Source organism: Corallococcus terminator (assembly GCF_003611635.1).
In the GTDB taxonomy this organism is placed as follows: Bacteria; Myxococcota; Myxococcia; order Myxococcales; family Myxococcaceae; genus Corallococcus; species Corallococcus terminator.
This window is the reverse complement of sequence record NZ_RAVZ01000098.1, coordinates 16,939-28,782: the sequence shown is the minus strand read 5'-3', so window position 1 is coordinate 28,782 and position 11,844 is coordinate 16,939. Positions and strand designations below refer to the sequence as shown.

13 protein-coding genes are annotated in these 11,844 nt (G+C 70.9%); 2 read left to right on the top strand and 11 right to left on the bottom strand.

Translation table 11 applies throughout. From position 1 onward, the window contains the following. Positions 1-188: 188 nt before the first annotated feature. Positions 189-1,163, top strand: coding sequence for a helix-turn-helix transcriptional regulator (locus D7V88_RS16140; RefSeq protein WP_372241086.1), 975 nt, complete (start codon positions 189-191; stop codon positions 1,161-1,163). On the opposite strand, the gene lpdA is transcribed toward D7V88_RS16140, so the two are convergent. Continuing rightward, on the bottom strand, positions 1,160-2,557 hold the full coding sequence (gene lpdA, locus D7V88_RS16135; protein ID WP_120541532.1) for a dihydrolipoyl dehydrogenase: 1,398 nt from the start codon (positions 2,555-2,557) through the stop codon (positions 1,160-1,162). The genes D7V88_RS16140 and lpdA overlap by 4 nt on opposite strands. Before the next feature lie 204 nt (positions 2,558-2,761). Between lpdA and D7V88_RS16130 the strand changes: the two genes are divergently transcribed. Next, complete coding sequence (locus D7V88_RS16130) at positions 2,762-3,766, top strand: hypothetical protein (protein WP_244238176.1); 1,005 nt, start codon at positions 2,762-2,764, stop codon at positions 3,764-3,766. Between the two features lie 59 nt (positions 3,767-3,825). Here D7V88_RS16130 and D7V88_RS16125 read toward each other — a convergent pair whose 3' ends face one another. The 10 genes from D7V88_RS16125 to hisG form a co-directional block, all read right to left on the bottom strand. Then, on the bottom strand, positions 3,826-4,269 hold the full coding sequence (locus D7V88_RS16125) for a DofB protein (protein ID WP_120537998.1): 444 nt from the start codon (positions 4,267-4,269) through the stop codon (positions 3,826-3,828). A 220-nt stretch (positions 4,270-4,489) separates the two neighbouring features. Next, on the bottom strand, positions 4,490-5,107 hold the full coding sequence (gene hisIE, locus D7V88_RS16120) for a bifunctional phosphoribosyl-AMP cyclohydrolase/phosphoribosyl-ATP diphosphatase HisIE (protein ID WP_120541527.1): 618 nt from the start codon (positions 5,105-5,107) through the stop codon (positions 4,490-4,492). Next, positions 5,104-5,886: a histidinol-phosphatase gene (hisN, locus tag D7V88_RS16115; protein ID WP_120541526.1), complete on the bottom strand. Its 783-nt coding sequence runs from the start codon at positions 5,884-5,886 to the stop codon at positions 5,104-5,106. Before hisN ends, hisIE begins: the two co-directional genes overlap by 4 nt. Then, positions 5,883-6,644, bottom strand: coding sequence for an imidazole glycerol phosphate synthase subunit HisF (gene hisF, locus D7V88_RS16110; RefSeq protein WP_120541525.1), 762 nt, complete (start codon positions 6,642-6,644; stop codon positions 5,883-5,885). The genes hisN and hisF overlap by 4 nt, the downstream gene beginning before the upstream one ends. Continuing rightward, on the bottom strand, positions 6,644-7,195 hold the full coding sequence (locus tag D7V88_RS16105) for an imidazoleglycerol-phosphate dehydratase (RefSeq protein ID WP_120541524.1): 552 nt from the start codon (positions 7,193-7,195) through the stop codon (positions 6,644-6,646). Before D7V88_RS16105 ends, hisF begins: the two co-directional genes overlap by 1 nt. Next, positions 7,192-7,908: a 1-(5-phosphoribosyl)-5-[(5-phosphoribosylamino)methylideneamino]imidazole-4-carboxamide isomerase gene (locus tag D7V88_RS16100; RefSeq protein WP_120541523.1), complete on the bottom strand. Its 717-nt coding sequence runs from the start codon at positions 7,906-7,908 to the stop codon at positions 7,192-7,194. Before D7V88_RS16100 ends, D7V88_RS16105 begins: the two co-directional genes overlap by 4 nt. Beyond that, positions 7,905-8,498 carry an imidazole glycerol phosphate synthase subunit HisH gene (gene hisH, locus D7V88_RS16095; protein WP_120541522.1) on the bottom strand — a complete coding sequence of 198 codons (594 nt, stop codon included), beginning with the start codon at positions 8,496-8,498 and terminating at the stop codon, positions 7,905-7,907. The genes D7V88_RS16100 and hisH overlap by 4 nt, the downstream gene beginning before the upstream one ends. Beyond that, positions 8,498-9,535, bottom strand: a complete 1,038-nt coding sequence (locus D7V88_RS16090; protein ID WP_120541521.1) for a pyridoxal phosphate-dependent aminotransferase — start codon at positions 9,533-9,535, stop codon at positions 8,498-8,500. Before D7V88_RS16090 ends, hisH begins: the two co-directional genes overlap by 1 nt. Further along, positions 9,532-10,836, bottom strand: coding sequence for a histidinol dehydrogenase (gene hisD, locus D7V88_RS16085; protein ID WP_120541520.1), 1,305 nt, complete (start codon positions 10,834-10,836; stop codon positions 9,532-9,534). The genes D7V88_RS16090 and hisD overlap by 4 nt, the downstream gene beginning before the upstream one ends. Beyond that, entirely contained in the window at positions 10,833-11,690 is an 858-nt protein-coding gene (hisG, locus tag D7V88_RS16080) for an ATP phosphoribosyltransferase (protein WP_120541519.1), read from the bottom strand. Before hisG ends, hisD begins: the two co-directional genes overlap by 4 nt. Between the last annotated feature and the right edge of the window lie 154 nt (positions 11,691-11,844).

Below are 11,844 nucleotides of genomic sequence, written 5' to 3'. Positions count from 1 at the left end.
CGCGCCCCGCGTCGCTCCGGCAACCAGGGCAATCCGTCCTTCGAGTGGCTTCATGGTGGTCCTCCCCTTTCAAGCCTCCACCCTGCACGCCCAATCCTGACATCCCCTGTCATGATTGCCGGGCGAAGCTGCCCGCTCCCGTTGATGGAGGACACGCCCTGCGCGCCGACCGACTCGTGCACCTGCTGATGCGCTTGCAATCCCGGCCCCGGAGCACCGTGGGCGAGCTGGCCCGCGAGCTCCAGGTCTCCGGCCGCACCGTGCACCGCGACCTGGACGCCCTGTCCACCGCGGGCATCCCCGTGTACGCCACGCGCGGCGCCGCGGGTGGCGTGGCGCTGATGGAAGGCTGGCGCACGCAGCTCACCGGCCTCACCCGTCCGGAACTCCAGGCCTTGGCCACGGTGGGAGCCCCGGGCGCCCTGGACGACCTGGGCCTGTCCGCGCCCCTGCGCACGGGGATGGTGAAGCTGGCGGCGGCGCTCCCCGCCCTCCAGCAGCCCGCGCTGGAGCATGCGCGCCAGCGCCTCCACGTGGACGCGTCCGGGTGGTTCACCGGCCGCGAGCCCGTGCCGCACCTGGGCACGCTGCGTGATGCCGCGTGGCAGGACCGCCGCGTGTCGCTGAGCTACCAGGACTTCGACGGGGCCAGCACCCGCCGCGCCGTGGACCCGTACGGGCTCGTCATCAAGGCGGACCGCTGGTACCTGGTCGCCGGGACGGAGAAGGGCCCGCGCGTCTTCCGTGGCGCGCGCATTGGAAGCGTGCGGCTGCATCCCCAGGGCTTCACACGCCCCGCGAGGTTCGACCTGCCCGCGTTCTGGAAGGACTGGTGCGCGAAGTTCGCCGTCGAACGTCCGCGCTACGACGTCACGCTGCGCTTCACGGCGGAAGGGGAAGCAGCGCTGCGGAAGATGCGTCCCCCGGCCGACGGTGAGCGCCTGGACGGGGCGCCCGCGGCTCGCGGTGGGAAGCGGAAGGCGACGCTGGACTTCGAGCGGGAGTCCATCGCGGTCTCCCAGCTCTGCGAACTCGGGGCCGGCGTGGAGGTGCTCGCCCCGGAGTCGCTGCGACAACGACTGGCCGCCCTGGCGGCCTCACTGCAGGCGCTCTACGGCGGCCCCGGAATCACCCCGGGCCGCCGTGCGCGCCGCACCCGCTAGAAGTGCAGCGGGTGGCCCAGCGTGGCCTCGGCGCCCTCGTGCATGATCTCGGAGAGCGTCGGGTGGGCGTGGATGGTGTGCGCCAGCTCCTCGGTGGTGATCTCCAGCTTCATCGCGACGCAGGCCTCGGCGAGCAGCTCCGTGGCGTGCGGCCCGATGATGTGGATACCCAGCACCTCGTCGTACTTCCGGTCCGAGACGATCTTGATCATGCCGATCGACTCGTTGGAGATGGCCGACTTCGTGACGGCGCCGAAGGGGGCGATGCCCACCTTCACGTCGTAGCCGCGCTCCTTGGCCTTCTTCTCCGTGAGGCCCACCGACGCGACCTCCGGGTAGCAGTAGGTGGCCGACGGGGTGAGGTCGTAGTTGATGGGCGCGGGGTTCTTCCCGGCGATGTGCTCCACCACCATCACGCACTCGGCGCTGGCCATGTGCGCCAGCATCGGCGTGGGGATGACGTCGCCAATGGCGTAGACGTTGGGCTCGCTGGTGCGGCACTGCGCGTCGACCTTGATGAAGCCGCGGTCGGTCTGCACGGCCGTCTTGTTCAGGCCCACGTCCTCGGTGACGGGCGAGCGGCCCACCGCCGACAGGAGGATTTCGGCCTCCAGCGTCTTGGTCTCCGTGCCCACGGTCATGGTGACGCGCACGCCGTCCGCCGTGTGCTCCACCTTCTCCACCTTGGCGCCGGTGTGCACGTCGATGCCGCGACGGCGGAAGATCTTGTCCAGCTCCTTGGAGACGTCCGCGTCCTCGATGGGCAGGAGCGCCGGCATGTACTCCACGATGGCCGTCTTGCTGCCCACGTGGTTGAACACGGAGGCGAACTCGCAGCCCACCGCGCCCGCGCCCAGGACGATGATGCTCTTGGGGATGCGGTCGATGGTCAGGATGGAGTCACTGTTCATCACCCGCTTGTGGTCCACCTGCACGTTGGGCAGGGACTTGGGCACGGAGCCCGTCGCGACGATGATGTTCTTGGTCTCCAGGGTCTGCTTGGAGCCGTCCTCCGCCGTCACCTCCACCTTGCCCTTCCCGCTGATGCGACCATGGCCCTTCACGACCGTGATCTTGTTCTTCTTCATCAGGAAGTCGATGCCGTTGGCACCCTTGGTGACGACCTTGTCCTTGTGCTTCTGGGCGTTGGCCCAGTTGACGGTGGGGTTGGCGGTGTCGATGCCGAAGTCCGCCGCTTCCTTGATGTGGTGGAAGAGCGACGCCGTCCACAGGAGCGACTTCGTCGGGATGCAGCCGCGATGCAGACAGGTGCCGCCCAGGCGCTTGTCCTTCTCGATGATGGCCGTCTTCAGCCCGAGCTGGGCCGCGCGGATGGCGCCCACATAGCCGCCAGGACCCGAGCCGATGATCACCAAGTCGAAAGTCTCAGCCACGCACGCCTCCGTCATTAAATTCGGATGGAACTCGCGGGCGCTGATAACCCCCGGTCCCGGTTGGAATCAAGGAGTTTGCTCGTGCGCCGCTTCCCACTTCATCGGCTCCTGTTGATGGTAGTAGCGCTGCTGGCCTTTGGACGCCTGTATTACGTGACCCACCGCGACACGCCCGCTCCGGCCCCCCGGAAGGGACCGGCCGCGATGCCTGGCCCGCCCGACCTGGGCCCCGCCGCGTGCCGGAGCCTGGACGCGGCGCTGGCGGACGTCCTCACTTCCCCCCCGCCTGCCGAGGGAGAGGCCGGCGCCGAGTGGTTCGGGCTGCTCCGTCAGGTTGACGACTGTCCCACCCCGCCCGCCGCGGCCTGCGCGCGGAGTGCCGGCCTGTTCCCCTACGCCACGCTGAGCTTCCAAGGGGAAACACCGCCCCGGAAGATGCTCGGAGTGCTGTGCGAGCGCTGCGCGCCCCAGGACAACCCCTGCGCGTCGGCCGTGACGCGCGCGTTGCAGGAAGCGGCCCGTCGCGGCAGGCAGGACCTGGAGATGATCCGCTGGAGCCTGGAGCGCTCGGGGGCGGCGATGGGCACGGCCTGCCAGGAGCTCGCCCGCCTGGCCGTGGGGCCCGCCGCCCTGTCGGGGCCGGATCTGGAGCCGCCCCTCCTGGCGCTGATGGAGGAGCTGGCGCCCACGTGCGTGAAGACGCAGCAGTTGCCCACACCGCTGCTGAACGCGGCGGCGGTGCAGCAGGGCGCACGGGCGCCCCGGCTCGCGTCACTGTTCACTGGGAGCGCGGTGGAGACGGCGCCCATCGAACCGGATCAGCAGACCGGCCCCGGGGAGGCGTTCCGGGCGTTCGATTCAGACGAGGTGTCGGGCGTGAAGCTGCCGGTGGGCACGGGCGGTGACGGGACGAAGGGCGTGCTGCGCCTGGGCTATGCGCCGTCGCTGAAGCACGTGGTGTCGTTCCAGGTGCGCGCCACGGGACCGGGCACACTGCGCGCCATCATCCGCGCGCCGGAGGGCGTGGGACGCAAGGACAGCCAGGGCGCGGCCTTCCACGTCGATCCCACCGTCTGCCGCTTTCACGGGACGGGCGGATGGGAGATCTGCAAGCCCGCCGTTCCGCTGCTCGACGTGGACGCGGTGAGCGTCCTACCGGAGCGGCCGGGCGTGGAACTGAAGGAGCTGGAAATCATCGGCGCCCGGTAACGCGGGCGCCAGCAATCACGCGGCGTCGGAACGGGGGTCCGACGTCGCTCGCGTGGGACTCAGGCGATGAGGCCGCGCTCGCGCGCAGTCTTGAAGATGCCGGACGCGTCGCGCTTCAGCGCGGTGGAGACGTCCTTCACGATGGCGTCCGCCGACTTGGCGACCGACAGGTAGTTGTCGAACGTGCGGGTGAGGATGAGCACGCCCGAGATGATGACTCGCTGGAGGTTGTGCTGCAGGTCCGTGCCTTCGTACACCAGCCAGGACTGCTCACAGAACCGCCGGCCCTCGGCCACCATCTGGTTCAGGTGCGCGCGCTCGGTCGCGTCCGGAACCTTGGCCTTGGGGCTGATGGAAGCGATGTACAGCACGTTCGTTCCCAGCCGCTGAGTCGCCTCCTCCATCTGCGCCATGATGGCCGCGACGTCGTCCTTCGTCGGCGGGTTGTGCCAACGGGAGAAGAACACGCGGTCGATGAGTTCGGATTGGTACGTGGAAGTCACGAATCCTCCGGTGAAGCGAACGCTGAGAACTGGGGCGCCTCGTCTGGCGCGGCCCGCGCCGCAGGCCGGAATCTGTACCAGGATCGCAAGGGCGGTTGAAGAGTAGCGGACACACTCCTGTACCTTTGGCGCGCCTGTGTGCCAGCCACGCTGTCCGGCTGCAGTACGACTGGACAACTCCGCCTGGGTCGCAACCGACACGCCCTGTTTTTCGAGCTGATCAGCCCTTCACGGGACGCGCGCGGGTGGCCAGCACGGCTTTCACGTCTTCCAGACCGAGCCCCAACGGACGGACGGCGACGAGCACGTGGTAGAGCAGGTCGGCTGCTTCCTCGGCGGCCCGGTGTGGATCCGCGTCCGCGCAGGCCGTCACGAGCTCCGCGGCCTCTTCGCCCAGCTTCTTGAGGCGCAGGTTGCGGTCCTCCAGCAGCCGCCGCGTGTAGCTGGGCTTCTCCCCTTCCGCCGTCGGAGTGCCCGCTCGGTGGGTGAGCGTCGCGTCCAGGTGCGCGAGCGCATCCCAGCGGCCCGCGCCGAAGCAGGTCTCGTCGCCGGTGTGACACGCGGGGCCGGCCTTCTCCACGCGCGCGAGCACGGCGTCGCCGTCGCAGTCCGCGCTCAGGGACACGACCTTCTGCGTGTTCCCGCTGGTGGCGCCCTTGTGCCAGAGGCCGCGCGTGCGGGAGCGGTAGTGCATCTCTCCGGTGGAGAGCGTGAGCTCCAGGGCCTCGCGATCCGCGTGCGCCACCATCAGGACATCGCCGGTGCGCGCGTCCTGCGTCACCACCGTCACCAGGCCCTGGCCCTTGTCGAAGTTCAACATGGACACGTCCAGCGTCATGGCCTGCCTCCCGCGCCCAGCACTTCGCGCACGCGCGAAGCGAGCACCGCGTTGGTGGCGATGCCGTCACCGCCGAACGCCGTGCGCTGCCCCTTCCAGTCGGTGAACACGCCGCCCGCCTCCTCGATGATGGGTTGCAGCGCCGCCGCGTCCCAGGGCGACAGGCCCTCGTCCACCATGACCTCCGCGCGCCCGGTGGCGACGAGCAGGTAGCCGTAGCAGTCGCCCCAGGTGCGGGAGAGGGAGGCCTGTCGGGACAGCTCTCTCCAGCCCGCTCCCTTCGTGGGGTTCTGGAGGAAGCGCTCGTCGGTGACCAGGACCACGGACTGGGACAGGTCGGCCTGCGATGACACGCGCGCGGCGGATCCGTTCCAGAAGCAGCCCAGTCCCGGGGAGGCGACGAGCAGCTCGTTCACGGCCGGGAAGTACGCCGCGCCCGCGAGGATGCGCTCCCCTTCCGCGACCGCCACCAGCGTGCCCCACAGCGGGACACCCCGGATGAAGGTCTTCGTTCCATCGATGGGGTCGAGGATCCACCGGCGCTTCGCGCCCGGCCGCGTCTCCCCGAACTCCTCGCCCAGGATGCCATCGTCGGGGAAGCGCTCCTCCAGCCACTGGCGCGCGGTCCATTCAGCGGTGCGATCCGCCACCGTCACGGGGGTCCCATCGCTCTTGGTGTCCACGGCGATGCCGCCTCGGAAGAAGCCCAGCGCCACGTCACCGGCCTTGCGCGCCACGTCGGCGGCGGCCTCCATCAGGTCTCGGGAATCCGCGTTCATGTCGTGCTCCGGATGGGAAGGCCGCTGTCACGCAGCAGGGATTTGAGGGCACCCACGGTGGTGACGCCGTCGTGGAGGATGCCCGCCACCAGCGCGGCGTCCGCTCCGCCCAGCGTCAATGCTTCGCGCACGTGCTCCGCGCGACCCGCGCCCCCTGAAGCGATGACGGGCACGTTCACGGCATCCGCCACCTCGCGCGTCATGCCCAGGTCGTAACCCGTGCGAGCGCCGTCGCGGTCGATGCTGGTGAGCAGCACCTCGCCCGCGCCGCGTCGGACGCACTCCTTCGCCCAGGCCACCGCATCCAGGTCGGTGGGGCGCCGCCCGCCGTGCGTGTAGACGCGGTAGCCCGCCCCTTCCCGCTTCGCGTCGATGCTCGCCACCACGCACTGGGAGCCGAAGCGCTCGGCGCAGCCGGTGAGCAGCTCTGGCGTGGCCACCGCCGCGGAGTTGATGCTCACCTTGTCCGCGCCGGCCCGGAGTGCGCGGCCCACGTCGTCCACCGTGCGCACGCCTCCGCCCACCGTGAGCGGAATGAACAGACGCTCGGCGGTGCGCTGGACCAGGTCCCACAGCGTCTCGCGCTCCTCCGCGCTGGCGGAGATGTCCAGGAACGTCACCTCGTCCGCCCCCTCCTCCTCGTAGCGCAGCGCCAGGGCCACGGGGTCTCCCACGTCGCGCAGGCCCTCGAACTGGACGCCCTTCACCACGCGTCCGCCCTTCACATCCAGGCAGACGATGAGCCGTCGGCTGAGCATCACGTCACCTCCAGGGAGACACTGCCCTTCATGCTGAAGACGACCCCGGAGTCCACCATCGCGTCGCGCAGCGCGAGCCCCAGGGCCTTGAAGGCTGCTTCGGTGAGGTGGTGGCTGTCCCGGCCCCGCAGGACGCGCAGGTGCAGCGTGATGCGCGAGTGCTCGCAGAACGAGCGCATCCAGTGCTCGTACAGCCGGTTCTTCAGCGGCCCCCGGTAGTAGAAGCGCCCGCCCGCGTCCAGGCACGCCTGCACCAGCGCGTCGTCCATGGGCACGGTGCGCTCGCCGTAGCGCGCCGCCGTGGCCGGCACCACGCGCTGCACGGCGGTGCCCAGCGTGATGGCCACGTCCTCCATCAGGTGGTGGCGCAGGTCGCCCCGCGCGTGCAGCGTCAGCTCCAACCCCGCGTAGCGCGCGAAGGTGGCGAGCATGTGGTCGAAGAACTTCAGGCCCGTGTCCACCCGGGCCGCGCCCGAGCCCCGCGCCAGCTCCACCGTGACCTTCGTTTCCTTCGTCTCCCGGACGACCCTGGTGCTCGTTGCCGTGCTCATTCCGCGAACTCCTGCGCGACCGCGCGCGCGTCCAGCCGTCCCGTGTACAGCGCCATGCCCACCACCGCCCCGTGCGCGCCCACCTTCGACAGCGACCGCAGGTCCTCCAGGGTCGTCACGCCCCCGGACGCGTAGAGCCGGTGCCGGCTCGTGCGAGCCACCTCCTCCATCAGGGGCAGGTCCACGCCCCCCAACTGCCCCTCCTTGTGCACCGCCGTGACGAGCATCCCGCCCAGCGGCAGCGGCTCCAGCGCGGCCAGCACGTCGCGGATGTCCCGGGCACTGCCCGACGTCCAGCCGCGCGTCACCACCTCACGCCCCTTCACGTCCGCGGCCACCACCACGCGTCCGGGGAAGCGCTCCGTGACTTCAGTGAGCCACGCGAGGTCCTCGATGGCGCGGGTGCCCACGACGACCGACGACGCACCGCCCGCGAGTACCGCCTCCACCCGGGCGCCATCACGCACGCCGCCGCCCACGGTGAAGGTGAGCCCCGGCAAATGGGATACCAGCCGCGTGACAACGTCCGCGTTGGAGCCCTTGCCCAGCGCCGCGTCCAGGTCCACGACGTGGAACGTGCGGAAGCCCAGGGCCAGCCATTGCTTCAAGGCATCCAGCGGATCATCCACGCGGACGCGCTCCGCCTCGTAGGATCCGCCCACCAACTGCACGCACGCGCCTTCCCTCAGGTCGATGGCCGGAATGGCGATCACGGGGCCACCTCCTTCAGGAACGCCTGCACGAAGCACACGCCCGCACGGGAGGACTTCTCCGGGTGGAACTGCACACCCAGCACCTTCCCGCGCCGCACCGAGGCGGGGAACCGGTCCTCTTCGTGGGTCGTCCAGCCCACGACATCCGACGGATCCGCCGCGCGGCAGGCGTAGCTGTGCGCGAAGTACACGGAGGCCAGCTTCGCGGACTCAAGCGCCCGGTCCTCCTCCACGTCGTTCCAGCCAATCTGCGGCACCTGCCGCGCGGTCAGCCGGGTCACCCGGCCCGGGAAGTAGCCCAGGCCCTGACCCGCGCCCTCATCGCTCTCATCGAAGAGCAACTGCATGCCCAGGCAGATGCCCAGGCACGGCAGGCCCGCGTCCAGGGCCTTGCGCATCGCCTCGCGGCCCGGGGCCAACCGAGCCGCCGCCGAGCCGAACGCGCCCACGCCGGGCAGCACCAGCACGTCGGTGTCGAGCGCACGCAGCGGATCCTCCTGCACCCGCACGTCCACGCCCGGCGCGGTGGCCAGGGCCTTCGCCAGCGAGTGAAGATTGCCAGCGCCGTAGTCGAACAAGGTCACTCGCATCACAGCGCCTCCTTGAGCGCCTTCAGCGCCGTCGCCATCAAGGGCCAGGGGCCGCAGCCGATGCGCAGCGCGTCCCCCACCCCGGCGAGTCCTTCGAACACCCGCACATTCACGTTGCGCTCCCGCATCGCCTCACCCACCCGCCGCGCTTCCGGCACGGGGACGAGGAGGAAGTTCGCTTCCGAGGGCAATGGCTCCAGCCCCAACACCTTCAACCCACCGCGCAGCCGCTCGCGGTTCTCAACCGCCTCCGCCGCGCAGGCCTCCATCCACGCCACGTCTTCCGCGAGCGCGGACACCGCCACGGCCTCGCCCAGCGCCGTGTGCTTGTAAGGGCCCCGGGCCTTCTCCACTTCCGCCACCAGCGCGGGAGCCCCCACCGCCCAGCCCACCCGCAGCCCGGCGAGTCCGAACGCCTTGGACATCGTGCGCGTCACCAGCACGTTGGGCCGCGTGCGCGCCAGGTCCATGAAGTCCCCGCCCCGGGAGAACTCCACATAGGCCTGATCGATGAGCACCACGCCCGGAGCCCGGTCCACCAGCCGCTCCAGCGCCGCGCGAGCAGCCACCGTGCCGGTGGGGTTGTTGGGCGTGCAGACGTAGATGAGCTTCGCGCCCGTCGCGAGCAGCCCGTCCACGTCCAGCGACAGGTCCTCCTTCAAGGGCACCGGCACCGGCCGCAGCGCACTCAGGCGAGCGAACAGCGGCACCATCACGAACGTCGGATCCGGGAACGCCACCACGTCTCCCGGCTCCAGGAACGCGCGCAGCGCGCAGTCGATGACGTCGTCCGAACCGCAGCCCGTCGTCACGTTCTCCACCGCGACGCCCGCGTACGCGGCCACGGCGCGCTTCAACTCCGGCGCATAGCTCGCCGGATAGCGGGCCAGGTGCTGGAGCCCCTCCTCGCGCAGCACGCGATCCGCCGACGGCGGGGCACCGAAGAGGTTCGTGTTGTCGCTCAGGTCCACCCGGCAGGGCTTCCTCGCGGGGGAGTACAGCGGGATGTCCCGGTACGTGTCGCGGAACGGAATCACGGCAACCTCCAGGCCCGCGCCGCGTCCGCGTGGGCGAAGAGCCCCTCGCTGTCCGCCAGCGTCCCCACGTCGTCCGCCATCGCCGCCGCCGCTTCCGGCGTCACGCTCTGCCACGTGGTCCACCGGTAGAAGTCCAGCACGCTCAGCCCCGAGTACGCCCGGGCCAGCCCCGCCGTGGGCAGCACGTGGTTGGCGCCCGTCAGGTAGTCCCCGAAGGCCACCGACGCGCGCTGGCCCACGAACACCGTGCCCGCGTTGCGCACCCGCGCCAGGTCCGCCGACGCCGTCGCCGTCGCGAGCAACAGGTGCTCCGGCGCGAACTCCGCGACGAAGGGCCACGCCTCCTCCAGCGAGTCGATTCGCAGCACCGCCCCACGACTCCCGAGCGCCGACAGCACGATCTCCCCCCGCTTCGCGGCCCGGGCCTGACGCGTCACCGCTTCGCTCACGTCCTGGGCCAGCGACTCCCCCAGCACCAGCGCCACGCAGCACGCCTCCGGATCATGCTCCGCCTGGGCCAGCAGCTCGCGCGCCACCGCGTCCGCACGGGCGCGGCTGTCGGCGACCACGAGGATTTCACTCGGCCCCGCGGGCGCGTCGATGGCGACCGCGTCCACCACCTGGAGCTTCGCCGCCGCGACGTACGCATTGCCCGGTCCGACGATGCGGTCCACCCGGGGCACGCTCTGCGTCCCATACGCCAGCGCCGCCACCGCCCCCGCGCCTCCCAGCGCGAAGACACGATCCGCGCCCGCCAGCGCCGCCGCCGCGAGCACGCCCGCGCTCGGCAGACCGTCCGGTCCCGGCGGGGAACAGACGAGGATCTCCCCCACGCCTGCCACCTTCGCGGGGACCACGCCCATCAACACGCTGCTCGGATACACCGCCCGCCCCCCGGGCGCGTACACGCCCACGCGGCCCAGCGGATCCGGCCGGCGGCCCACCACCACGCCGGGCTCCGTCTCCACCTCCATCGGCACCGGCCGCTGCGCCGAGTGCGCCCGGGCGATGTTGCGCGCCGCGCGCTCCAGCGCCCCACGCACTCCGGAAGGCAGCGACTCCAGCGCCGCATCCCAACGTTCGCGAGGCACTTCCAGGGCCTTCAACTCCACGCGGTCGAACTGGCGCGCGAAGTCGAACAGGGCGCGGTCTCCTTCGGCGCGCACCCGGGCGATGAGGGCCTGCACGCGGGTGGCCACCTGGGCATCGGCTTCATTCCCGGCGCGCTCCAGCAACCGGCGCCGCGCTTCGGAGCTCAGGGCCGACAGGGCGCCCTGGTACTTGAGGACGGGGGCGCTCATGCCATCAACCTCTCGATGCGCGTGACGAGGATGCCCTGACCGCCCAGTGCCTTCAGCGCGTTGACCGTGCGGTAGATGGTGCGCGACGACACCACCGCGTGCACCGCGACGAAGTTGCCCCCGTCCATCACGTCCACCACCGTGGGACCGTTGAGGCCGGGCAGCACCTCGCGCACCTGCTCCAGGGACGACCTGGGCACGTTGGCCATCAGGTAGCGTCGGCCCCTCGCGGCCAGCACCGACCCCAGCGCCTGCGTCAGTTCGTCCAGCGACCGCCGCGCGTCCGCGCCATTGCTGGGATACGCCACCAGCCGGGCGCTGGACTCCAGCACCGTGGACACCTCGCGCAGGCCGTTCATCTTCAGCGTGGAGCCCGTGGAGGTGAGGTCCACCACGATGTCCGCGATGCCCAGGTGCGGGGCGATCTCCGCCGCGCCGCTCACCGGCACCACCGTCACCCGCTGGCCGCGCTTCTGGAAGTAGGCCTGCGTCAGCCGGGGGAAGCAGGACGCCACCCGCATCCCGTCCTTCACGTCCTCCACGCGCACGACGCCGCTCTCGTCGCGCGCTGCCACCACCAGCCGGCACCGGCCGAACTCCAGATCCAACAGGGATTCCAGCTCGCGGCCCGCTTCGTTCACCAGGTCCCAGCCGGTGACGCCCGCCTGCGCCGCGCCGTCCGCGACGAACTCCGGGATGTCCTGGGCGCGGACGAAGATGGCCTCGAACTCGCCGCCCAGCGACGCGGTGAGGGCCCGCTCGCCCCGGCCACGGACCTCCAGGCCCGCGTCGTTGAACAGCTCGCGCACTTCCTCGGACAGACGGCCTTTGTTGGGCAGGGCAATCTTCAACATGGGTGGGCTCACGGAACTGGAGAGGGGGAGGCGGAAACGAAAAAAGGCCCGTCCTGGGGGGACGGGCCTTCGATCACTGCGGCAGGTGCCGGAGGAGGTGCGCTTCTAGTGCGTCACCCAGGCATGCGCGCGGCGAACGGTCCCGTCGTGGGCC

What these genes read in the sequence shown, in the direction of transcription:
- D7V88_RS16140 (WP_372241086.1), top strand. Translation starts at nt 189, where the DNA reads ATGCGCTTGCAATCCCGGCCCCGGAGCACCGTGGGCGAGCTGGCCCGC.
- D7V88_RS16130 (WP_244238176.1), top strand. Translation starts at nt 2,762, where the DNA reads ATGCCTGGCCCGCCCGACCTGGGCCCCGCCGCGTGCCGGAGCCTGGAC.
- hisIE (WP_120541527.1), bottom strand. Translation starts at nt 5,107, where the DNA reads ATGACGCTGGACGTGTCCATGTTGAACTTCGACAAGGGCCAGGGCCTG.
- hisN (WP_120541526.1), bottom strand. Translation starts at nt 5,886, where the DNA reads ATGAACGCGGATTCCCGAGACCTGATGGAGGCCGCCGCCGACGTGGCG.
- hisF (WP_120541525.1), bottom strand. Translation starts at nt 6,644, where the DNA reads ATGCTCAGCCGACGGCTCATCGTCTGCCTGGATGTGAAGGGCGGACGC.
- D7V88_RS16105 (WP_120541524.1), bottom strand. Translation starts at nt 7,195, where the DNA reads ATGAGCACGGCAACGAGCACCAGGGTCGTCCGGGAGACGAAGGAAACG.
- hisH (WP_120541522.1), bottom strand. Translation starts at nt 8,498, where the DNA reads ATGCGAGTGACCTTGTTCGACTACGGCGCTGGCAATCTTCACTCGCTG.
- hisD (WP_120541520.1), bottom strand. Translation starts at nt 10,836, where the DNA reads ATGAGCGCCCCCGTCCTCAAGTACCAGGGCGCCCTGTCGGCCCTGAGC.
- hisG (WP_120541519.1), bottom strand. Translation starts at nt 11,690, where the DNA reads ATGTTGAAGATTGCCCTGCCCAACAAAGGCCGTCTGTCCGAGGAAGTG.